This is a genomic window from Paraburkholderia sp. (genome assembly GCF_004298475.1).
GTDB lineage: Bacteria > Pseudomonadota > Gammaproteobacteria > Burkholderiales > Burkholderiaceae > Paraburkholderia > Paraburkholderia denitrificans.
In genome coordinates, this window is the sequence record NZ_SCRP01000025.1 from 1 (window position 1) to 21,202 (window position 21,202).

Consider the following 21,202-nt stretch of genomic DNA (forward strand, 5'->3'; position numbering starts at 1 on the left):
CCCCGGGCTTGCGAGCGAACTGACCATCCGCACCGCCGTGCAAAAAATACTTCTTGACGTCACGCGCCTGATTTCGCGCCTTTACGATGGCTTGCTGCCAACCGGCGTGGACCGCGTGGGGCTCGCCTATATCCAGAGGTACGGCCAGGCCGCCCATGCCGTATTGAGCGAGCGCGGGTTTTCATTCTTGCTGAATAAAAGCGACTCCAAAGCGGCTTTTGACATACTCCTGTCGTCAAATTCTGATCGCAGCAAAATCCGTAAATTCATCGTACGAGCATGGCTAAATCGGAATACTCGATATCGTGACGACCGTGCAATTCTGTTGCATACGAGTCACAGCGGGATGGAGTTTCAGCGGTATCACCGTACGATGGCGCGTCAATCCATCCGCACCGTCTTCATGGTCCACGACCTGATACCGCTGACCCACGCGGAGTACTGCCGCGCCGGGGTCGACCACACGCACCGGCGCCGCATCCATACGGCGTTGGTCCATGCGTCCGGCCTGATTGCCAATTCCCAGGCGACGCTCGATTCGCTGGCCGAGGAAGCCGAAAACACGGGTATTGCGATGCCGCCGAGTGTGATTGCGCACCTCGCACCCGGTGTTGACCATCGGCCTCCTGGCGTGCCGCCGATCGATACGCCCTATTTCGTGATCCTCGGCACCATCGAACCGCGCAAGAATCACTGGTTCCTGCTCCACGTCTGGCGCCGCCTCGTGGAGCAAATGGGCGACGCCGCGCCAAAGCTCGTGATCATCGGCCGTCGCGGCTGGGAATGCGAGAACGTCGTCGACATGCTCGAGCGCTGTGCGCCGCTGCGCGGCGTCGTCGTCGAGGAGCCGAACTGCAGCGACGAGCGCCTGCATGCGTGGCTGCAACATGCCCGGGCATTGCTCTTCCCGTCGTTTGTCGAAGGGTATGGCATGCCGCTCGTCGAGGCCCTCACGCTGCAGGTGCCCGTGCTGGCGAGCGATCTTCCGGTCTTCCACGAGATTGCCTCGGACGTCCCGGATTATCTCGATCCACTCGACGGCCCCGGCTGGCTCACCCGAATCTGGGCCTACGCACAGCCCGACAGTGCCGAACGAGCCGCCCAGATCGCACGCATCGCCCACTTTCGCGAGCCGACCTGGGCGGAGCATTTCGAACAAGTCGACCGGTTCCTCGATTCGCTTCATTGAATGAAACTCTCGACGACGCAGCCGTTCTCGCCTCCGGACGCACGCCCCCTTGATCCGCGCACATTCGCGCGCGGCAGGCGTCTGCTCGGTTGGCTCGCCGGCCAGTCGCCGCTCGTCTGGACCGATCGTTGGGCAGGCGCCGTAGTCGCCGGAATTGTGGCTCGCCTCGACTCCGCCACACAATCAGTCTGCCCGGGTCCCATCGGGGCGCGCCATGATGCACGCCATTCCCCGCTTTCGTGGTTCTGCATCCCTCCCGCGTTCGTCGGGCGCGGCGGGTTTATTGCCGCGCTGAACCACGCGTTGAGTGCTGGCACCGTCGAATCGGACCATCCGCGAGCCCGTGCATTAATGCAACGCGTGCTGGAATCGGATGCCCTTCACGCGCGCCGCCGTGTGCTCGATCTTCCCGGTGCGTGGCAAGCAGCTTCCACGAACGCGCGCATTGTCCTGTTCGACGAGCGCGAAACAACGCGGATGGACGTTTTCACCCCCGCAAAGGAACGTCGCAAACGATTTCGTGCAATGGTCGAGGCAGTTCGCCTCAGTCATCCCAACGCGGAATTCTGGCTCATGCGTTCGGCGGATACCGGTGAAGGCGGCTGGCTATCGGCCCGCGTGCCGTTGCCCTCAGGCACTCGCACTCTGGACACAGGCCACTCGTTGCGCGACGTCCTCGCCCGGGCGAACGCCATCTTTGTGCTCGGCGCGTCGGAAGGTATGGGTGCACTGCTTGCGGGCGTTCCGGTTCATGTCTTCGGTTCTCCGTACTATGCCGGCTGGGGCTTGACGAACGATCATGCTGGCCTGCCCGAACGTACCGCTCGCCCGACCCTCGACGCGCTGTTCGACGCGGCGTTCCTGCGCCTCGCGGGATATCTCGATCCACAATTTCATCGGCACGGAACGCTCGAATCCGTGCTCGACTGCGTCGAGCTGCAGCATGCAGTCGCCGCACGGTATGCGACGTTGAGCCACGTCGTCGGCGTGCGCTTCCAATGGTGGAAGCGTCCGTTCGCCACGCCCTTTCTGACGAGCGGTGGCGGAACGCTGCGGTGGGTGTCGGATCCCGCACAAGTCCGGGAACGCGAGCACGCTGTGATTTGGGGAGGCCGGCCGGCAGACGGGCTCGTGCCCGGCGTCGCGCACGTGAGGATCGAAGACGGCTTTCTGCATTCGGCCGGCCTCGGCTCCGACATGTCCCCGCCCTGCAGCCAGGTGATCGACCATCGCGGTATCTATTTTGATGCGAGCCGCCCCAGCGATTTGACGGACATACTGAACAACGCGCGCTTCACTGAAGACGAGTTGGCACGAGCGGCTACCTTGCGGCAGGAAATCGTTCGCACGGGCGTCACGAAATACAACCTCGGACGACGCAGCCCCGCATGGCAGGCTCCCCTCGGCAAGCGCGTCGTGCTCGTTGCGGGCCAGGTGGCCGACGACGCGTCCATTCGCCTCGGCACGAGCGGCATCTCGACGTCGGAAGCGCTGCTCCAGGAAGTGCGGGCGCGGAATCCCGATGCGTTCATTGTCTACAAGCCGCACCCGGATGTGCTGTCCGGCAACCGTATAGGGCTCGTCGATGCAGTGAACCTCGCCGACGTGGTCGACCCGGACGCGGACCTCCTCTCGCTCATCGAGGCGTCGGACGAGCTGCACACGCTCTCGTCGCTCGCCGGATTCGACGCGCTGCTGCGCGGCAAGGCAGTTCACACCTATGGCCGGCCGTTCTATGCCGGATGGGGATTGACAGCGGATGCGCTGCCTCAGCATTGGCGGGAACGGGAGCTGTCACTCGATATGCTGACGGCCGGGGTCTTCCTGCGTTATGCGATTTACTGGGACTGGCGGCTGCAACTCTTCACGACGCCGGAGGCCATCGTCCGCCAATTGGCGCCGGCTGCGGCGCGCCCGCTCGACAAGATCCGCGGCAATCGGCTACGGCCACTGCTCAAGGCGGTGCGCTGGAGCCGCAACGCGCTGCATCACGCGGCGTGGCGCAGGCGTAGACACATCGAAGGGATGCAGACCATGTGACGCGCTCAAATGAATTCACGACCCGCGACAGTCGGGATTAGTCTACAAGCGTCCACTTGAGCGCTTGAGGTCGCGAGCAGACATCGAGGCTTTTCAATCCGGAGTATTCCAATGATTCATCCAGTTATCCTATGCGGCGGCAGTGGCACCCGCTTGTGGCCGATGTCGCGCGGTGGCTATCCGAAGCAATACCTAAAGCTGACGGGCGATCAGACGCTCGTCCAGCAGACGGCCGTCCGTCTTCAGCACATTCCCGGCGCTGCAGCACCTATCGTCGTCACGAACAACGAGCAGCGCTTTGTCGTCGCCGAGCAACTGCGCCAGGTGGGCGTGAAGCCGTCGTCGATCGTGCTCGAACCGGTCGGCCGCAATACGGCGCCCGCCATTGCGGTCGCGGCGCTGCTCGCGCTGCACGAGTCGCCCGACGCGCTGCTGCTCGTGCTGCCGTCCGATCACGTGATCCTGAACGAGAAGGCCTTCGTGGCTGCGGCGCTGGATGCGGCAGCGATCGCCCGCGATCAACATCTCGTAACGTTCGGCATCCAGCCGACCGAGGCGCACACCGGTTACGGCTACATCCGGCGCGGCGAACCGATCACCGACGAAAGGAGTGTCTACGCCGTCGATACTTTCGTCGAAAAGCCCGACGCTGCGACGGCCGGGCAGTTTCTCGAGGACGGCGCTTACTACTGGAACAGTGGCGTGTTCATGCTCAAGGCGTCCACGTACCTGGAAGAACTGCAACGCCATGCGCCCGAGATCGCGTGCCAGGCGGAAGCCGCACTGTCATCGGCAACGCGCGATAGCGATTTCGTGCGACTGGATAAGGATGCGTTCTCCGCTAGCCCGAACATCTCGATCGACTACGCGGTGATGGAAAAGACGGACCGCGCAGCGGTCGTCGCCGCAGCCGACCTGGGCTGGAACGACATCGGATCGTGGGCGGCGCTCGCCGACATCGCCAGTTCGGATACGCAGGGCAACGCGTTGATCGGCGATGTGTTCGCGGATTCGGTCGGCAATTCCTATATTCGTGCCGAACACCGGATGGTCGCCGCAATCGGTCTAGAGAACGTGGTGATCGTCGAAACGGCGGATGCCGTGCTCGTCGCGCATCGCGACAAGGCTCAGGACGTGAAGAAGGTCGTCGAGTGGCTGAATGCGTCGGGCCGTCACGAGTCGGTCACGCACCGGCGCGTCATTCGTCCGTGGGGCTCGTACGAGGGCATCGACGAGGGCGATCGATTCCAGGTGAAGCGGATCGTAGTCAGTCCGGGCGAAAAACTCAGCCTGCAGATGCATCACCATCGGGCGGAGCATTGGATCGTCGTGAAGGGCACGGCACGTGTCACGAACGGCGCCAACGAAATCCTGCTGACGGAAAACCAGTCGACCTACATCCCACTCGGCACGACGCATCGCCTGAGCAACCCCGGCAAGATCCCGCTCGAGTTGATCGAGGTGCAGTCGGGTGCGTATCTCGGCGAGGACGATATCGTCCGCTTCGAAGACACCTACGGTCGCGCACCGAAGTAGTCGTATCCGGTAGGCGGTCAAACTGATGTGCTGTGAGAGGTCGATGGCTTGCCCTGCAAGCCATCGACACATCTTGAGCACGTAGATCACAGTTAAGAACAGCGTCTCATCCGGTGTGATGAATGGCAGCCGCTACCGCCTGGCGCCGCTGCGATATCAGTCGCGGAAGCATCGCCTCGCCCCCTTTCGAATCGTTCAACGGCAAGTTCCGCGACGAATGCCTTAACGAGCACTGGTTCACGACGCTTGCACACGCTCGGGCAGTCATTGCGGCATGGCGCCGGGATTACAACGAGACCCGGCCTCACCAGGCACTCAATGATTTGACGCCGGGCGAATTCGCCCGGCAGCACAGCCTTCGACCCGCGGCCGAAGGCTCATAAAAGACCGAACACTAACGCTGCAGTCTGTCCAGCAAACCGGAGCGGTTCAAAGCGTATCACTCCACACATCCGCGCCGGTCCAGCCTCAGGGGTTCACTCCACACTCCAGGCAGTCCCGCAGAAACCGCTCGGCGAACTTCTGCGACACGCCGCGGATGCGCACCCGCCATTTGCCGATCTCGGCCTCCACTTCGCAACCGGGGACCATTGCAGCCGGTTCTTTCGTGGACACTCGTCGCCGAATTGGCTGATATCCAGCTGTCAGCACCTGCGCGATTCGATGACTTTCGGATCCTGCATTAGACGACGAACCTCTGTAGCACTTTCAAACACCGACGCGACAATACGAAGCGTCGTATTTTCAGATGAGACGAGTACTGGGTGAGCTGCTGTGCTGCCGATGAACCAAATAGCGACGAGAGATCTTCGTGAGCGAATATTCCGGTTTGCACATAGATGGCAAGTAAAAAACGTTTGCGTAGGCGAATTTCGATAAATTTCTCGCGCAGGACGGCAGTTTGATGCAAGGCGGATTAAATTTCGTGAAGGCTATGCAGCACCGGTCTGTAATGCTGAACAGACAATTCTGCTTTGCCAGCAGGCAAGAAAACCTCGTTCACATTGCACGGGTTTGAATAGCAGAACGAGCGGCGCCGTTATATGATTTTCGGCGGATGCATGTATCGGCGGGGAATTCATAAAACCAGAGGAAGACCATGAGTGTTATCGAGGGGTTTGAGCGCAAGGCGCTCTTCAACATCACACGCGCTGTTGCCTTGGTGTGCGTTACCGTCTTTTTGCTTGCAATCATAGGCAGTGTGATTTTTGGCGTTTCTGTCTGGCAGGAGCACGTGGATACGCGTGTGTCAGCACAGGAGATTGTCGAGCCGCTGAAGCAAACTAACGCCCCGTCAGCTGATAGCCAGCAGACGCAAGGTACCCAACCTCCAGCAGAGCAAGGCGCTGCGCAAAGCCCGCTAGCCGGCTATCGGATTCCGTTTGCGTTGCAGAAGTATGTCTCCGGAGACAACGCTCAGATTCTTCGAAATCATCTGGACGACGCACCAGCCGCGGATCGTCAGTCCTATCTGGACGAACTCGGTGCTGTAGTTACATCTGCGGAAGCGAGCAAGGTTGACGTCGTTGCAGCCATCAACTCCTACATGCGCACGAAAAGCGAGCGCTACAAGGCGGCAGCAGTGAAGGCTGCTGAGAAATGGGAGACCCTGAAGATGGTTGCCGCTGGAACTGCCAGCGGGCTGTTACTTGTCGCCTTGTTTAGCCTCGTATTGGTGTTGCTTGCGATTGAGCGGAACACGCGTTCTCTCCGGCAAACGGCATCTGCTGCGTCTAACCAGTCGGTTAGCGAGGTGACGCAAGCATGAGTCGCCTGGCAGCCCGGAATCGGAGGCTCGTCCTCTACGGAGTTACGGTTGCCATCGCAACGTGTGTCGCTGGTTGCGGAAAGGACGAGGAAGCTGGGGGCTCGAAGGTCGCGGAGAAGAGGTTTCCGGGATACCAGCAGGTAGGGAGTTCGGGGGATGCCGCACAGTTGTGGTTCAACCCATCGGACATCAGCCGCAACGGGAGCAGCTATGTCATACATACGCTAAAGACTTTCCCCGATGGGTACGCACGTTTTGATGTGGCTACCAATTGCCGGGACGTTACGAAGCATCTCGTGGGCACGCAGTATCGTTCTGACGGGACTGCGGACAAGGACTACCCAGGAAATGATGCTCCAGTGTCGGCGAAGTCTGAACCGGGAATGGCCGAACTCATGTCGACGGCGTGCGGAGTCGCAATGGCGTCTCGGGCGATCCAGGGTGAATTCAACGTGCCAGCGGCCCTTGAGCTTCTCTATGGGCCCTACGACGCACAATTGAAGGCGGCGACGTGGGACGACGCGTCAGTGCCATCGGACCTTCCTTGGCGAGACAACCTGATGTGGACGCCCGGCAAACCATTGGCTGTTACGGGTGTGGCGTCCTTCGTGTTTTCGGAAGGTGGTCAGCAGAAGAAAGTCCTGGTAACCAACGCTGTCCCAGACGGTGGTGGTTGCCATGCCTGTACTGGGTTACTGGGAGTCGCAATCTTCAAGCAGGAGGGCAACGCATGGAAGTTAGACTCAAGCCAACCCTACGTTGCATCTATGGGTGCGATGGGGTCTGTCGGCGGGGACTTTGACTGGACTCCGGCGGGAGATGACAAGTACGCGCTGGTCGTTACTGGCGGGGACATGCATCAGGGCTATCAGACGGCGTATACGACCGTGTTCGTGCGTGGCAAGGACGGGAAGTTCGTTCAGGTCGTTGACGACGCGGATACCGGTGCGTCGGACACTGAAACGGTTGATGTTAAGACGAACTTTGTGAAGGGTAAAGATCCGGCCCACTACGACATAAAAATCGTGTTCTTGTATTCTGTCCCTGGTAAAGCAGCATACGTCGCCGACCATATCTACCAGTTCTCGGGAGGCAAGTATGTACTTGTGAGGAAGGACGATCCACCGAAGGTGATTGCCGCAAACGGTGCTGCAGACGGCGTGAATTCCGCTGTAGCCTCCGGCACGGGCGCTTATCCGGCGCCAGGCGTCCCGTCACAGGCCGCCGCAAGTCCCAGCTTCGACTGCCAGAAGGCACGCTCCGATGCTGAGCGACTGATTTGCAGTGACCCGGATCTGGCTTCCCAGGACGTCGCGTTGTCAAATCTGTTTTTGCAAGCGAAGGCGGCTGTGACCGATAAGGCCGGATTCCGCGAGCGAGTGCGCCAGCAATGGAACTATCGCGAATCGGCTTGCCACGACCGGGACTGTTTGGCTCGCTGGTACGCCGCTCAGCGTGCATACCTCTCGCAAGTGGCGCAGACGGGACGATTGGACTGAAACACGTTGTGCGGCATGGTGCGGAGGCACATCAATGCTCGAATATTCGCACCGGCATCGTGCAGGGACATCAGGAAGACCCTTGACGGCTAGCGCGCAAGAAAAGAGCCTGCATACCTCACGAACGCCGCGGGGAAACGGTAATGCAAATACGACAGCTCAAGGTCACAAATTTTCGGGGCATCGCGTCGTTGGATTGGTCTCCTGGGCTATCGTTCTGCTGTCTGATTGGCCCGGGTGATTCCGGCAAGTCGACAGTCCTTGACGCTATAGAGGCAACACTTTCCTCGCGGTGGTTCTCATTTACGGAAGCGGACTTCATAGGCGGCGACACTACGAAGGCGATTCAGATCGAAGTCACGGTGGGCGAGTTGTCTGGCAGGCTGTTGAAATTCTCCCGAGAGGCCCGCCGCAGGAATTTGTCGACCTCGTAAAACACGCTACAAGCCTCTCGCGCGACTTCGGTAAGGGGTAGTGCCCCCCGAAAACCGTCTGCGAGCCCCCACAGGACGGCTTTTTCAACAGCCTGCTAGGGCGCCGCAAGCACAATGTGAACTACCGCAAATTGGCACAATGCGGTCACTGATGGTTGCCGTCAGGAGGCTGGTGAAACGTATCGAAGCGCATCAATGATCAACGCGAATGCCGGCGATGTTTGCCGCCGGCTCGCGTAGTAGAGGTGATAGCCGGGCACAGTCGGACACCATTCGTCGAGCACGCTCGACAGCCGACCCTCGGCCAGATGTGGCGTAGCCAGATCGTGCGGCACGTAGGCCAGCCCATATCCTTCCAGCGCTGCATCGAGCATCTGAGGCGTGGTATTGAAGATGAATTGACCATGCACGTTGACGTGCAATGCCTCGCGCTTCCTCGCGAATTCCCACGCGTATAACCCGCCACGCGTCGGGAGGCGCAGGTTGATGCAATTGTGCGCTGCCAGATCATGCGGCAAGACAGGACGCCCATTCGACCTTAAATATTCCGGTGAGCCGACGACGGCCATTTTGAAGTCTGGGCCAATACGTACGGCGATCATGTCCTGCGCGATCAAGTCTCCATTTCGTACACCGGCGTCGAACCGCTCCGCGACGATATCCACCATGCCGTAGTTGATGTTGATTTCGACCGAGACGTCAGGATAACTGCGCAGCACATCTTTCAGCTTCGGCCAGAGAACGGTGTCCGACGCGTGGTCATGCGCTGAAATCCGGATCAAACCTGCAGGCTTTTCCCGCAACGCACTCAACGACTCCAGCTCTGCCTCAATCGCCTCGTAATAGGGGCCGACGTTCGACAGCAAACGCTCCCCGGCTTCGGTGGGCGAAACGCCACGCGTTGTCCGGGTCAGCAAACGTAACCCGATTTTCTCCTCCAGCCCGCGCATCGAATGGCTCAGCGCGGATTGCGACACACCCAGTTGCGCCGCTGCACGCGTGAAGCTGCGCTCACGCGCAACGACAAAAAATGCCTGCAGAACGTTCAGGTCGAGATTTTTCATTATGAATCTGGCTCATATCTGTTTGCAAAGTCTAGCAGCTACCGATGGGACCGATCGAGACGTACAGTTCATCCATCGGCCAGGCGACGTATCCCGCCGCCACGAGCAAACATCCAGACAGGAGTCGGGCTATGGAAATCGAAGTCAAACGTTGCGGGAGCGTTCCCGCTTTCAAGGGACCCGCCGATTGGTTCACGGGCAGCGTTCGCGTGGACGCGCTGTTTCAGCCGAGCGGCGCGGCACGGGCCGCTGGCGGCAGCGTGACCTTCGAGCCGGGGGCGCGCACGGCCTGGCATGAACACCCGCTGGGTCAGACGCTGATCGTGACGTCCGGCTGTGGCTTTGTACAACGTTGGGAAGGTCCGCTCGAAACAATCCGGCCAGGCGATGTGGTCTGGATTCCCGCAGGCGTAAAGCACTGGCATGGCGCATCCGCCGATACGGCGATGACGCATATCGCTATCCAGGAGGCACTCGACGGCAAGGCTGTCGACTGGCTCGAACACGTGAGCGACGAGCAGTATCCGGGCTCGACTGCCGCGTGCTAACCGGAGATCGCCATGCCGCACGTCATCGTGAAAATGTGGCCGGGTAAGTCCGAGCAGCAAAAACAGGAATTGTCCGACGAGATCACCCAGGCCGTGACCGGCATCCTTGGATACGGAAAGGCATCAGTTTCCGTCGGCATCGAGATCGTGCAGCCATCTGTCTGGGTCCGGGAGGTCTATGACCCGGATATTCGAGATCGTTGGAACACGCTGTATCAAAAGCCGGGTTATGACCCGTCGGATCTGTAGCTGACGGGTGCCTCCTGCGAGCGACGCAGGTGCGCGATGTTTATTTCGGAAACAGGATTCGACAAAATGGAAAACATCAAAGACAAGGTAGTCGTGATCACTGGGGCCAGCAGTGGTCTTGGCGAAGCGGCAGCCAGACAGTTAGCGGTACTGGGCGCCAAACTCGTGTTGGGTGCGAGACGTATCGACAGGCTGGAAAAGCTCGTGCATGAAATTGGCCCGGGTAACGCAAGCGCCGTAGAGATTGATGTCACGCGTCGCGATGACGTCAAGCGTCTGGTCGATCATGCCGTGCATGATTAATGGCCGCGTTGATGTTCTGATCAACAACGCCGGACTCATGCCCAGTTCCATGCTGGAAAAACTTCACATTGACGAGTGGGACCGTATGATCGACGTGAACATCAAGGGCGTGCTCTACGGAATTGCGGCTGCATTGCCACACATGATCCAGCAAAAGAGCGGGCATATCATCAACGTGTCGTCGGTCGCGGGTCACAAGGTAGGTCCGGGTGGTACGGTCTACGCGGCGACGAAACACGCTGTCCGGGCAATCTCCGAAGGGTTGCGCCAGGAAGTGAAGCCCTACAACATTCGCACAACCATCATTTCCCCCGGCGCCGTCGCTACCGAGCTTACGCAAACAATCACGGACCCCGATGTCGCGGCTGGTATGAGCGCTGTGTACAAGCAGGCAATTTCGCCCGAGTCGTTCGCAAGCGTAGTGATCTTCGCGATGAGTCAACCCGGCAACGTCGACGTCAACGAAGTGCTATTTCGGCCGACCAGCCAGATGTACTAATCTTTCGGTGGTCTGCCCGGACGTACGTCAATGATTTAATGGCGCGCGCCGTGGGCACCGGGATATCGCCATAAATGCCATGCCCTCGTCCACACAATTCCTTTTTGTCGATTTGCAGCCAAGAAATCGTCGGCAAGCTTCGAGAGACGGAATATGACTGACGACCTCGAATTGACTGCCTGCGCTGATTTGCAATGCCGCCAGGCAAATATGGCGTTGAACTGGATATTACGCGGCGTAGGCGTCCAGGGCATTCAATGGCACATGCAGTTTTTTATCGGCCGCGAATGCACCCAACAGATGTTTTACGGTCACCTGCACGCGTGGTGCCATCAGCGCCCGATGGGGGTACTGCATCACCATCTCGTAGGCTCCGGGCAGGTGGGATCGGAGGAGGATGACCTTCAGCGCGCCGGACAGCAGATGATCCCACGCCAGATGAACCCCGACCTGGGCAATCCCGACGTTGTCGCACGCCGCCTGAACGAGCGATTCGGGGGCGGACAGCATCAACATCGCGCTGTTCGCCGGATCCAGCGTGGTAATGCTTCCGTCCGTGGCCTTGAAATTCCACGGTGCAACCTGACCGCCCAGGAACCGCCGCGCAACTAGCCGATGGGCTGGCAATTCATCCGGCGTATGGGGCACACCATGCGATGCCAGATAGCTGGGGGAAGCAACGAGCACCGCGTTCAAACGGCAGACCGGACGGGTCACGAGCGCGGAATCCGGGATAGTGCCGCCCCTCACGGCGATATCGTAGCCATCCCGCACGATATCGACGATTCGATCATCGAAATCGACCTCGACGGACAGAGTGGGATAGCGAGCCAGCAGGGCCGGCAGCGCGGGCAGCACGTGATCGCGCCCGAAGGCTGAGCTAGTCGAAATCCGAACTCGTCCACCAGGTTCGGCTCGCTGTGCCGCAATCGTATCGACGGCGGCATCAAGCGCCTCCAGTGCGATGCGAGCCTGCCGGAGGAAGGCCTCACCCTCTTCGGTGAGTTTCAGCGTCCGGGTCGTGCGGTTCATCAGTCGCACACCCAATGCCTTCTCGAGACCGGCCACGTTTTTACTGACTGCAGCCGACGTGACGCCAAGTATGCGACCCGCCGCCGCAAAGCTGCCGGCATCCACTGCCTGGATCAGCGAAATGATCGCGCGAACGCGCTGCGATGAATCCACACCATCCTCCGTGACCCGGTACGGGCCGTGGTACGCCGTGCTGCTACGGGTGGAAATTCTAAACTTCAAGTTGAGATTGATTCAACCCAATCGTAACTTCTGGCAATGGCAGAGGTTGGCGACAATCATGGGCATTTCCCTCACCTATCAATGGAGTGCAATCAAAATGCTCATCTCTATCGTTTACGACAGCGGCTACGGCCACACGAAAAAACAGGCCCAGGCAGTCGCCGACGGTGTCCGACGCGTGCCGGGAGCCGAAGCAAAGTTGATCGCGGTTGCCGATGGTGAATCGCCGTGGGAAACGCTGGCGGCCAGCGATGCCATCATCTTCGGCTCGCCGACCTACAACGGCTCGCTCTCGTCCAGATTGAAGAAGTTCATGGAGGATTCGACCAGGCCCGCCTGGATGCCTATGAAGTGGCGCAACAAGATCGCGGCAGGCTTCACGAATTCCGGTGCGATGCATGGCGACAAGCTTGGCTCACTCATCTCCATGGCCTTATTCGCTGCCCAGCACGGAATGATCTGGGTTGGCCTCGATCTCTTTGCCAGCACCAACAAGAACGACATGAACCGGATTGGCGGTTGGCTCGGCGCGATGGCCCAGTCAGATGATGCGTCGCCTGACGTGACTCCCGTCGAAAGCGATTTGCTGACTGCTGCTCATCTTGGCCAGCGTGTAGCCGAAGTGGCTAGCCGGTTCAAAGCTGGGGCTGTGGATTAACGAAGCGTGCAGTAGCCACACCACGTTCAGTTGCCCAGATTCCTCCAGGGAGCCTATTGATGAGATTGCTTTGCCTCGACATCCCGCAGCCAGGCGCCAGCCGGGAAAAGTTGCAGCCCTATCTTCTGGAAGGGGTGCGTCATGGCTGGCAACTCTATAAATCCGGCATGGTGCGCGACATTTACTTCCGCCAGGACCGTCCTGGCGTTGCCATTATCGCGGAGAGCGATTCAGTAGATTCGGCCAGGCAAGCTTTAGCCGAGTTTCCGCTGGCGAAGGTTGGGCTTATCGGCTGGGAGATTATTCCACTCGGCCCGTTCGTTGGCTGGCAACCCGCCCGAATTCTGCGATGTTTTCCAACAAAATTGGCCAACACGCGATATTTGCCGGTTCGGGAACCCGGACGTTCAGGGGGCGGTTCGCTGCGGAAAATGACCACTCAGTCCTGAATGGCGAGCCTGACTCGATTTGCGCTTCCCAACATCCCGATTATTGCCAGCATGAGTTGGCGCTTCAAGCCGCCTGCCTCGCTTCGAGGTCGTACCACGACGGCGCGTGACCAATGCGCAGCAGAAAATCTTCGAAATTTCGCCTCGACAACGCGATCGTCGCCGCGCTATCTAGCGGATGAAACAAAAAGACCGGTTCGTTCACGAGGTCGTTGTCGATCACGAGGTGAACCTTGTGAGCGTGGTCATTGACCAGGGCGAGTGGGCTCAACGATCCAGGCTGAACGCCAAGCTGATCGAAAAGACAATCGGCCGAAGCGAACGACAGACGTTTGCTGTTCAGCGCCTTCGCAACTGCGGACAGGTCCAGCGATTTATGTGCGGTCGTGACGACGAGGTATAAGCCGCCTTGCTTGTCCCGTAGCAGAAGATTCTTGCAGCGTGCACCGTCGAGAGAAAGCTTGAGTGCCCCGGATTCCGCCATGTTGAGCACCTGCTCATGGCACTCATATTCAAACGGCACGTCTTGCTGCTCGAGCAGCCTGAGCAGCCCGTCCCTTTGTATCATTTCCCCTCCACTCCAGAATGTTGCAAAGGCCGGCCGTGACCTTGCGCGGCCGGCCAGGACCCAATCAGCGCGGTTCAAAAACCGGGTACGAGGCCGTGTCGATCGCCGAGAGGGTGTCCTCGCGCGACAGCAGGCCGGATTCGTCGAGAATCTCCACCAGTGGCCGACCTTCCGCAACCGACTGACGCGCCAGCTTGCTGACGCGGGCATAGCCGAGTTTGGGCACGAGCGCCGTGGCCACGGCCATCGAATCCATCAGGTGTCGCTCATTGCATGCAACGTCCGCAGTGATACCAGCAACGCACTTCTGAGCGAACCTCTCGATGCCGTTGGTCAGCAGCGTGATGCTGTCGAATACGCGGGACGCCACCACCGGCTCGAAGTGATTGATTTCGAGCTCGCCGTACTGGACGGCCTGGGCCACCGCGACGTCATTGCCGCAAACGGCGAAACTCAGCTGGATCATGGCCATCGGCAGCACGGGGTTCACCTTGCCCGGCATGATCGAAGAGCCTGCCTGCGCTTCGGGAAGGCGCAGTTCTCCCAGGCCACCAACAGGTCCGGAGGACAGCACCGTCAGGTCCGAAGCAATCTTCGCGAGAGATGCCGCGCAGGTGCGCAACTCGCCCGAAACACGCGAGAACACGTCCATATTCTGCATCGCGTCGAACGGGTTTGCCGGTGCGACATAGTCGACACCCGCGATGTCCGAGAGGTGCCTGTAGACCGCGGATCGATATCCGGCAGGCGCGCCAAAACCCGTACCGATCGCCGTACCGCCGAGCGGCAGCGTCCGCAGCTTGTCACGCACTGCCGTCAATTCTTCCGCCAGACGTCGTGCAAGCGAAGCGTAACCGCCGAAAACCTGACCGAGGCGCATCGGCTGCGCATCCTGCAGACAGGTACGACCGAGGTGGAGGACGTCGGCAAACTCGACGGCCTTGCCGTCGAACTGGTCGGCCAGCTTTTCTACTTCACCGATGAGCGGTCCGAGCATCGCGTACGTCGCGATCTTCAGCGCGGCCGGATAAACGTCATTCGTGGACTGCGAACGGTTGACATGGTCGTTGGGATGGATCACGTCGTACGAGCCTGGCGCATGGCCCAAAAGCTGTTGAGCCCGATTGGCGATCACCTCATTGAAGTTCATGTTCGTGGAGGTTCCACCCGAGCCCTCGAGCAGATCGACGATCAGGGAGTCGCCAAACTTGCCTTCGATGATCTCCCGGCACGCCCGGCTGATTGCATCGCATTGTTCCGGCGTGATCACATCGGTGTCGCGGTTCGCGAGCGCTGCCGCCCACTTGCACTGGGCAAAGGCCGCCGCGAATGCGGGATAGTGCGCGATGGTGAGCGGCGAAACCGTCAGGTTGTCGACGCCCCTTACCGAGTTGACGCCATACAATTTTTCAACCGGGATTTCGACTTCACCGACGTAATCGCGTTCGGTACGCGTTTCAGCTTTGGCTTGACTGTTCATGTGAGCTCCTGTTTCCAACATCAATCAATTGTTCAATTTCCTGACCGAGTGCTTTTTTCACGCGTGGCAGAAATGACGTTTCGATAACTTCGGATGCGATATCGCACGCATCCTCGAAAAACGCGCTGTATTCGTCCCGGCGCGCCACCAGGTAGAGCGACCGTTCGAGGCCCAGCCTGTCGACGACGTGGGTGGCCAACTGGTTCGCATAAGCCGCCCCCTGAAGCAGACACATCGGCGAGGTCACGGCCCATCCGATGCCTTCGGCAACCATCGAAGCGAGTGCATCGGCGGTGTCCAGTTCGAGCCGGGTCGGTGCACGCACTTCGATCCGTCGCAGATAACGCTCGATCTGCATGCCGACCTGCGATTTGCGGTTAAAGCGCACGATGGGCAACGCATTGGCCAATGCCCGGATGTCCTCGACGGTTCGCACCGACTTGTGGAAATCCCGGGGCGTGATGACGAGGTACTTCTCGGAGAAGAGCCGGAACCGGACAACGTCATTGGCGTCGATCAGGGCGTCGCTCGTGACGATGAGATCCAGATCGCGCCGCAGCAGCGCCTCGCCTTGCTGCGGGCTCAATCCCGTCCGGATGGACAGTTGCGATACCTTTCCCAGCAGCCGCTTCGTAAAAACCGAGCCGCAGGTGGCAGCGAACGAGTCGACCAGTCCGACGCGCAGATCAGGCTTGATTCCGCGCCCCGCTTCGACAACCTGAGCCTTCAGATTGGCGATTTCCTCGCTGAGTAGCGCACCACGATTCCGCAACGCAATACCGAACGGCGTCAACGCGAGGGGACGGGTCGTGCGATTGACCAGCACAACCCCCAGTTCGTCCTCCAGTTGGCGGACGATCTGCGAGACGCCCGATTGGGAAATGCCCATGCGGGAGGCAGCCCCCGACATGCTGCCCTCCTCGGCGACTGCGACAAAGACCTGCACCGCGTACATATCAATCGGCTTGTTGGACGACACGATCCGCTCCCCCATGATTTCGGTCAGCAGACGTTGCGAGGCATGCGCCAACGCGCGTTTGACCGTCAAACACCTGGACTTCCGTTGTGATGAGCCGATGCATGCAGACTCACGTTGTGGCCGCCATCCACCGCCGGCTCATTGCTGCCGTGGCCGGAACTCATATCGGAGAGACTCTCTCTGCCGGTTTCCGGTGCGAACAATTGACAGAACACGCCACCGAACACCAACACGGCCACGCACACGCCGAGCGCGGCGTGAATGCCAACCTGTTGCACGGCAACGGGCAGAAGAAACGTGCTGATTGCAGAACCGAACCGGCTGGAGGCCACGGCCAGTCCTACGCCCGATGCACGCAGGTGGGTCGGGAAAAGCTCCGGCGGATAGACGAACTCGAGGTTCGCCGCGGCCGAGAGAATGCAGGCGAAGATGCCGAATGCGAGTATCGTGCCGAGCGGCCCGAATCCGGCATAGGCGAGCACCGCGAGCCCGATCGCAGCAAGATAGAAGCTGCCAACGAGAAATGCGCGGCGCGAGATCCTGTCTACGATCAGTAATCCGAGGATTGCTCCGGCGAAGAGCAGCACGTTATAGACGAGGCCGCCGACAAAACCATCCTTGACCTGCAAGGCTTGCAGCACCTTCGGGGAAAACGTACCAAGTGCAAAGTACGGGATGACCTGGCACGTGTAGAACACGCAGCCGACCAGGGTGTTTTTTCTCCATTGAGCAGAGAACAGTTCCGACCACGCACCACGATGTCGCTCGGGTGTGGCCGTCGGTGCAGGCAGAATGGTCTCGGAACCGAATTTGGCACGGATGATTGCCAGTGCCTCGTCCTTGCGGCCGCGTTTCATCAGCCACATCGGCGACTCGGGCACGCCAAGGCGAAACGGCAGGATCAGCAGTGCCGGCAGTCCGCTGGCGGCCAGCATGATCCGCCATGCGTCCGGACCGATATCGCGAATCGCAAAGCCTGCGAGGTACGCACACACATAACCCGCCGCCCAGGCCGCCGCGAGAACACTCAGCAATCGGCCACGATAGCGGCGAGGCGCAAACTCCGTGACGAGCGATTTGCTCACGACGTAGTCGGCGCCGAGAATGAGCCCGAGCAGTATGCGCAATACGAGCAGTTGGGCCGGTGACGTCACGAAATATTGCGCTGCGGAGATCCCCGCGAAGAGCAGCATGTCGAAGGCGAAGATGGTGCGTCGTCCATATCGGTCCGCCACGGGACCCGCAAACATGCTGCCGAAAAAGAGGCCGGCTAGAGAAGCTGCACCGAGCGCCCCCGCCCAGACCGCGTTCAGGTGAAGCGCGCCGGCAGCCATGCTCACGGCAATTCCGATAATGCCCAGCACAAAACCGTCGCTGAACTGTCCGCCTGTACCGCTGAACGCCACCCGCAGGTGGAAACCGCGCAGCGGAACGTCCTCCATCAATACCTGATTGCTCACTTTCGTCTCCTGAACTCTGGTTATCAGCGAGGCGCCTGCGTGCGCCTTCAGAAACCAGTGTAGGGAGTGAGATTCAATAAAACAGCATATACGGTGGCAGTATCAGCAACTCTAATAGTATGTCGCGCGATGGCTGAAGTAGAGCAGCGCAAAGTACGCCAGCCAGGCCGGAGCACGAACCCGGAACGATTCCTGCGCAGGCGGGCTCGTCGAACGGTTCGCGAGAAATTCCAGGGGATCGGCAATTCCGTTCTTGTAGAACGGCATGCGGCGCAACGGCGCTTTCGCAGCACCGTCGCGCCCGAACGAATCGTTGATCCACCGGCCCACGGCCGGCACAACGATTCAGAACTCGTGAAGCATGGCCTGGATACGTGCCGGATCTTTGGTTATCGTAAGCGCGAGCATCAGGAGAATGCGGGCCTTTTGGGGATTCAGATCGTCACCGAGAAGACCCACGTAAGCGGGATCTTCCGGTATGAATCCGCCCCCTGTACGCGAGGAGCGCACCACAATTACACCTTTGGAAATCGCCTTCTTGATCGAGGGAAGGGTAAGAAGCGACTCGCTGCCTGCCCCAACGCCCGCGACGACAATGCCTTTCGCACCGTGCGCAACCGCGGCGTCGTACATGTATCCGCCGTCGTTCTGGTAGCCGTAGACAATATCGACCTCCGGCAGCGAATCGAGCTTCGACACGTCAAACGGCGTCGCACTGGTGTTGTGCTTCAACACGGACGTCTCGAAGTGAGGAACCTCGTCCACCAGTGTGCCCAGGTAACCGGCGTCGTTTCCCTTGAATGTATCCAGTGTGGTGCCATTGGTCTTCGTGGTGAAGCGTGCCGAGCCGATCCGGTCATTCAGCACGATCATCACACCCCGGCCACGTGCCTCCGGTGAGGCCGCAACCGTGACTGCCTGCAGGAGGTTGCTCGGGCCATCGGCGCTGATGGCCGTTGACGGTCGCATCGATCCCGTGACGACCACGGGCTTGTCGCTCTTCACGACAAGATCGAGGAAATATGCGGTTTCTTCGAGAGTATCGGTGCCGTGGGTCACCACGACACCCGCGATATCCGGTTGAGCCAGAAGCTGATTCACGCGCCTGGCCAGTTTCAGGAGGATATCGTTCGTGATGTTCTCACTTCCGACATTCGAAATCTGTTCACCGGACACCTGTGCAATCTTGCCCAGTGACGGTACGGATTTGAGAAGCGCATCAGCCGTCAGTACGCCAGGCTTGTAGCCCGTCGTTTGCGTCTCACTCCCCGCGGTACCTGCGATCGTGCCGCCGGTTGCGAGTACCCCGACGTGGGGCAACGCCCCGGGAGAGGTGGATTGCGCCACCGCCGGGGCCACTGAACACAGGCAGAGCGCAAGACCGGCTAAAAGCCGGTGCAAGTAGTGGCTCGTATGAGCATGGTTGTGTCTCACAGGATGTCTCCAGATTGGAAGAGTTAAACGCTGGATAGCCATCTAGATTGGCGTATCGCTGAAGACGAGTGTAGTGACACATTCAAGAAATCAAATCAGGCTGGCAGCACCATTAGAAAAACTGATAGTGCCGTGTACGGAAGATGAAGCTGCGCGCATGCATGGCACCGGGTCAGGGCGTTGCACATGCCTCATTGCATGCACGTAGAGATGTGGGAGCGGTTACATTGCAGTGCGCAAGGCGGCTGAGGACGGCCCGGCCAACCTCGCAGTGACGCCGTTCGATTACGCTTTCACAAGCTGAGAATTCGCTGGATTCGCATGACGGTTGCGCCTTGCGGATTCAACCGGTGGATGCAACACAATCGAACCTGCGTGAACACTCACTGCGGAACTCACCCATAAGGGAATACGGGTGAACGCCACGGCACCCGGCCACATCGATACGAATCAAGCGCGCAAGTCGGGAGTAAGCGAAGAAATGATCGAGCAAACGAAGACCCAGGCGCACGCATCAAATTCCAATGCACCGCAGCGGCACCGTTGATGAAATCGCAAAAGTTGTTCTGTTTCTCGCTTCGGATGATTCGTTCTACATAACAGGTAGTAAGCTTTGCGTTGATGGCGGTGGGAACCAGATCTGACCGCGCTTTCCGGAACTTACGTATTTACCTCGTCCAGTCAAAGGCTTCAGCTCGTGTAAAACTTTTATCGCCTGGCTCGGAAGCGGCACGATATGCACGAACCTGGACTTCATTTTCTCTGCCGGGATCCGCCACTCAGCTCCGTCGAGATCGATTTCTGCCCATTCAGCGTGACGCAGCTCACCAGGCCGGACGAAGAGTATTGGAGCTAATCGGGCGGCACATTGGACAACAAGCGAAGCATGCAGGCCATCTATGGCTCGCAACAATGCACCGACCTGCTCGGGGTCAGTGATCGCCGGAAATGGTCGTGTCCTGTGCTTCGTCAGTGCACCTTTTAGAACCTCCGCAGGGTCGTTTTGCGCCATACCTGAGGCAATGGCGTATCGAAACACCTGGCTGCACGACCATCGAACGCGTCCAGCGGTTTCAATTGCTCCACGTGTCTCGATACGACGCAAACATTCGAGAATCTCAGGCGCCTCGATCGAGTTGACCGGGCGCTTTCCCAGCCAGGGAAAGATATCGGTTTCGAGACGATTCCAGATGCGATCCCGGTGCTTCTTGGAGTGCCCTTCCATACGCTTGCCCACTCCCGAGCTACATCTTCGAACGAGTTGGCAGCCGCAAGCAGGATCTGACGCTTCACTTCCCTTCGAGTCTCCCCCGGATCGACGTTGCTGGCCAGCTTCTCGCGAGCCTCCTCTCTCAGCTTCCGCGCCTTCAGCAACGTAACCTCAGGGTACACACCAAGTGCCAACAGTTTTTCTTTCCCGGCAAATCGATATTTGAGCCGCCAGTAGCGCTGCCCCGCAGGGGTGATCAACAGAAACAACCCACCGCCATCGAACAGCTTCAGGGGCCTGGAGCCAGGCCTGGCCTGCTTTAGCTGGACGTTTGTCAGGGGCATTGGGGGTATCTCCGGGCTAATTCTGCTGGAAATTCTCACGTACCCCCAAAAGTACCCCCAAATGTGCCGGATGACAACGGATGGAGTCGAACTACGGCAGATAACAAAAAACCCGCAGCGCCTTACGCAATGCGGGTTTCCGGACTTCAGAGGATTTCCTCGGATAGAATTTTGGTGGGCCCCCCGGGAGTCGAACCCGGCACCAACGGATTATGCGTACCAGCTATGGCTTTCGCC

19 protein-coding genes and 5 pseudogenes are annotated in these 21,202 nt (G+C 59.5%); 14 read left to right on the forward strand and 10 right to left on the reverse strand.

Annotation, left to right across the window (positions count from 1 at the left end):
* Window positions 1-37: 37 nt before the first annotated feature.
* The 7 genes and pseudogenes from EPN59_RS13385 (at window position 38) to EPN59_RS13415 (ending at window position 8,466) form a co-directional block, all read left to right on the forward strand.
* Window positions 38-1,189: a glycosyltransferase family 1 protein gene (locus EPN59_RS13385; RefSeq protein WP_293034405.1), complete on the forward strand. Its 1,152-nt coding sequence runs from the start codon at window positions 38-40 to the stop codon at window positions 1,187-1,189.
* Window positions 1,190-3,229, forward strand: a complete 2,040-nt coding sequence (locus tag EPN59_RS13390; RefSeq protein WP_293034400.1) for a capsular biosynthesis protein — start codon at window positions 1,190-1,192, stop codon at window positions 3,227-3,229.
* 111 nt (window positions 3,230-3,340) lie between these two features.
* Window positions 3,341-4,765: a mannose-1-phosphate guanylyltransferase/mannose-6-phosphate isomerase gene (locus EPN59_RS13395; RefSeq protein ID WP_293034399.1), complete on the forward strand. Its 1,425-nt coding sequence runs from the start codon at window positions 3,341-3,343 to the stop codon at window positions 4,763-4,765.
* A 188-nt stretch (window positions 4,766-4,953) separates the two neighbouring features.
* Window positions 4,954-5,148 (forward strand): annotated as a pseudogene (locus EPN59_RS13400) (transposase); the annotation flags it as partial.
* Window positions 5,149-5,864: 716 nt separating this feature from the next.
* Window positions 5,865-6,533 carry a hypothetical protein gene (locus EPN59_RS13405; RefSeq protein ID WP_293034398.1) on the forward strand — a complete coding sequence of 223 codons (669 nt, stop codon included), beginning with the start codon at window positions 5,865-5,867 and terminating at the stop codon, window positions 6,531-6,533.
* A 383-nt stretch (window positions 6,534-6,916) separates the two neighbouring features.
* Entirely contained in the window at window positions 6,917-8,032 is a 1,116-nt protein-coding gene (locus tag EPN59_RS13410) for a hypothetical protein (RefSeq protein WP_293034397.1), read from the forward strand.
* Between the two features lie 143 nt (window positions 8,033-8,175).
* Entirely contained in the window at window positions 8,176-8,466 is a 291-nt protein-coding gene (locus EPN59_RS13415) for an AAA family ATPase (RefSeq protein ID WP_293034396.1), read from the forward strand.
* Between the two features lie 161 nt (window positions 8,467-8,627).
* Here EPN59_RS13415 and EPN59_RS13420 read toward each other — a convergent pair whose 3' ends face one another.
* A complete protein-coding gene (locus EPN59_RS13420; RefSeq protein WP_293034395.1) occupies window positions 8,628-9,530 on the reverse strand; it encodes a LysR family transcriptional regulator in 903 nt (300 codons plus the stop codon).
* A gap of 137 nt (window positions 9,531-9,667) precedes the next feature.
* Between EPN59_RS13420 and EPN59_RS13425 the strand changes: the two genes are divergently transcribed.
* The 3 genes and pseudogenes from EPN59_RS13425 to EPN59_RS13435 all read left to right on the forward strand — a co-directional run bounded on the left by EPN59_RS13425 (window position 9,668) and on the right by EPN59_RS13435 (window position 11,129).
* Window positions 9,668-10,078, forward strand: coding sequence for a cupin domain-containing protein (locus EPN59_RS13425; RefSeq protein WP_293034404.1), 411 nt, complete (start codon window positions 9,668-9,670; stop codon window positions 10,076-10,078).
* A gap of 12 nt (window positions 10,079-10,090) precedes the next feature.
* Window positions 10,091-10,327 carry a tautomerase family protein gene (locus EPN59_RS13430; RefSeq protein WP_293034394.1) on the forward strand — a complete coding sequence of 79 codons (237 nt, stop codon included), beginning with the start codon at window positions 10,091-10,093 and terminating at the stop codon, window positions 10,325-10,327.
* 66 nt (window positions 10,328-10,393) lie between these two features.
* Window positions 10,394-11,129: pseudogene (locus EPN59_RS13435) on the forward strand (SDR family oxidoreductase).
* Between the two features lie 228 nt (window positions 11,130-11,357).
* Here the strand turns inward: EPN59_RS13435 and EPN59_RS13440 are convergent.
* Window positions 11,358-12,314 (reverse strand): LysR family transcriptional regulator, encoded by a 957-nt coding sequence (locus EPN59_RS13440; protein ID WP_293034393.1) that lies wholly within the window; start codon window positions 12,312-12,314, stop codon window positions 11,358-11,360.
* A gap of 166 nt (window positions 12,315-12,480) precedes the next feature.
* Between EPN59_RS13440 and EPN59_RS13445 the strand changes: the two genes are divergently transcribed.
* Together EPN59_RS13445 and EPN59_RS13450 are read left to right on the forward strand one after the other, a co-directional pair.
* Window positions 12,481-13,041, forward strand: a complete 561-nt coding sequence (locus EPN59_RS13445; RefSeq protein WP_293034403.1) for a flavodoxin family protein — start codon at window positions 12,481-12,483, stop codon at window positions 13,039-13,041.
* A gap of 59 nt (window positions 13,042-13,100) precedes the next feature.
* Window positions 13,101-13,373 (forward strand): annotated as a pseudogene (locus EPN59_RS13450) (superoxide dismutase); the annotation flags it as partial.
* A 181-nt stretch (window positions 13,374-13,554) separates the two neighbouring features.
* Here the strand turns inward: EPN59_RS13450 and EPN59_RS13455 are convergent.
* From EPN59_RS13455 to EPN59_RS13480, 6 genes are all read right to left on the reverse strand, one after another.
* Window positions 13,555-14,136, reverse strand: a complete 582-nt coding sequence (locus tag EPN59_RS13455; RefSeq protein WP_293034392.1) for a prolyl-tRNA synthetase associated domain-containing protein — start codon at window positions 14,134-14,136, stop codon at window positions 13,555-13,557.
* The gene (locus EPN59_RS13460) at window positions 14,123-15,538 is read right to left on the reverse strand and encodes an aspartate ammonia-lyase (RefSeq protein WP_293034391.1); all 1,416 of its coding nucleotides are present in this window, start codon (window positions 15,536-15,538) and stop codon (window positions 14,123-14,125) included. Before EPN59_RS13460 ends, EPN59_RS13455 begins: the two co-directional genes overlap by 14 nt.
* A complete protein-coding gene (locus tag EPN59_RS13465) occupies window positions 15,516-16,586 on the reverse strand; it encodes a LysR family transcriptional regulator (RefSeq protein WP_293034390.1) in 1,071 nt (356 codons plus the stop codon). Before EPN59_RS13465 ends, EPN59_RS13460 begins: the two co-directional genes overlap by 23 nt.
* Window positions 16,583-17,977: an MFS transporter gene (locus EPN59_RS13470; RefSeq protein WP_293034389.1), complete on the reverse strand. Its 1,395-nt coding sequence runs from the start codon at window positions 17,975-17,977 to the stop codon at window positions 16,583-16,585. Before EPN59_RS13470 ends, EPN59_RS13465 begins: the two co-directional genes overlap by 4 nt.
* Before the next feature lie 111 nt (window positions 17,978-18,088).
* The gene (locus tag EPN59_RS13475; protein ID WP_293034388.1) at window positions 18,089-18,307 is read right to left on the reverse strand and encodes a hypothetical protein; all 219 of its coding nucleotides are present in this window, start codon (window positions 18,305-18,307) and stop codon (window positions 18,089-18,091) included.
* 15 nt (window positions 18,308-18,322) lie between these two features.
* Complete coding sequence (locus EPN59_RS13480) at window positions 18,323-19,411, reverse strand: type II asparaginase (RefSeq protein WP_293034387.1); 1,089 nt, start codon at window positions 19,409-19,411, stop codon at window positions 18,323-18,325.
* 394 nt (window positions 19,412-19,805) lie between these two features.
* Here EPN59_RS13480 and EPN59_RS19720 point away from each other — a divergent pair.
* A pseudogene (locus tag EPN59_RS19720) lies at window positions 19,806-19,958 on the forward strand (hypothetical protein); the annotation flags it as partial.
* The gene (locus EPN59_RS19725; protein WP_363928561.1) at window positions 19,936-20,055 is read left to right on the forward strand and encodes an SDR family oxidoreductase; all 120 of its coding nucleotides are present in this window, start codon (window positions 19,936-19,938) and stop codon (window positions 20,053-20,055) included. The pseudogene EPN59_RS19720 and the gene EPN59_RS19725, both read left to right, overlap by 23 nt.
* Here EPN59_RS19725 and EPN59_RS13485 read toward each other — a convergent pair.
* Both EPN59_RS13485 and EPN59_RS19730 read right to left on the reverse strand, forming a co-directional pair.
* Entirely contained in the window at window positions 20,004-20,636 is a 633-nt protein-coding gene (locus tag EPN59_RS13485) for a tyrosine-type recombinase/integrase (RefSeq protein ID WP_293034386.1), read from the reverse strand. The two genes, EPN59_RS19725 and EPN59_RS13485, sit on opposite strands and share 52 nt — an antisense overlap.
* A 128-nt stretch (window positions 20,637-20,764) precedes the next feature.
* Window positions 20,765-20,965 (reverse strand): annotated as a pseudogene (locus EPN59_RS19730) (Arm DNA-binding domain-containing protein); the annotation flags it as partial.
* Window positions 20,966-21,202: the final 237 nt, after the last annotated feature.

Coding starts and splice junctions, on each gene's coding strand:
- EPN59_RS13390 (WP_293034400.1), top strand. CDS start 1,190: ATGAAACTCTCGACGACGCAGCCGTTCTCGCCTCCGGACGCACGCCCC.
- EPN59_RS13405 (WP_293034398.1), top strand. CDS start 5,865: ATGAGTGTTATCGAGGGGTTTGAGCGCAAGGCGCTCTTCAACATCACA.
- EPN59_RS13410 (WP_293034397.1), top strand. CDS start 6,917: ATGGCCGAACTCATGTCGACGGCGTGCGGAGTCGCAATGGCGTCTCGG.
- EPN59_RS13460 (WP_293034391.1), bottom strand. CDS start 15,538: ATGAACAGTCAAGCCAAAGCTGAAACGCGTACCGAACGCGATTACGTC.
- EPN59_RS13420 (WP_293034395.1), bottom strand. CDS start 9,530: ATGAAAAATCTCGACCTGAACGTTCTGCAGGCATTTTTTGTCGTTGCG.
- EPN59_RS13430 (WP_293034394.1), top strand. CDS start 10,091: ATGCCGCACGTCATCGTGAAAATGTGGCCGGGTAAGTCCGAGCAGCAA.
- EPN59_RS13415 (WP_293034396.1), top strand. CDS start 8,176: ATGCAAATACGACAGCTCAAGGTCACAAATTTTCGGGGCATCGCGTCG.
- EPN59_RS13395 (WP_293034399.1), top strand. CDS start 3,341: ATGATTCATCCAGTTATCCTATGCGGCGGCAGTGGCACCCGCTTGTGG.
- EPN59_RS19725 (WP_363928561.1), top strand. CDS start 19,936: ATGCACCGCAGCGGCACCGTTGATGAAATCGCAAAAGTTGTTCTGTTT.
- EPN59_RS13445 (WP_293034403.1), top strand. CDS start 12,481: ATGCTCATCTCTATCGTTTACGACAGCGGCTACGGCCACACGAAAAAA.
- EPN59_RS13485 (WP_293034386.1), bottom strand. CDS start 20,636: ATGGAAGGGCACTCCAAGAAGCACCGGGATCGCATCTGGAATCGTCTC.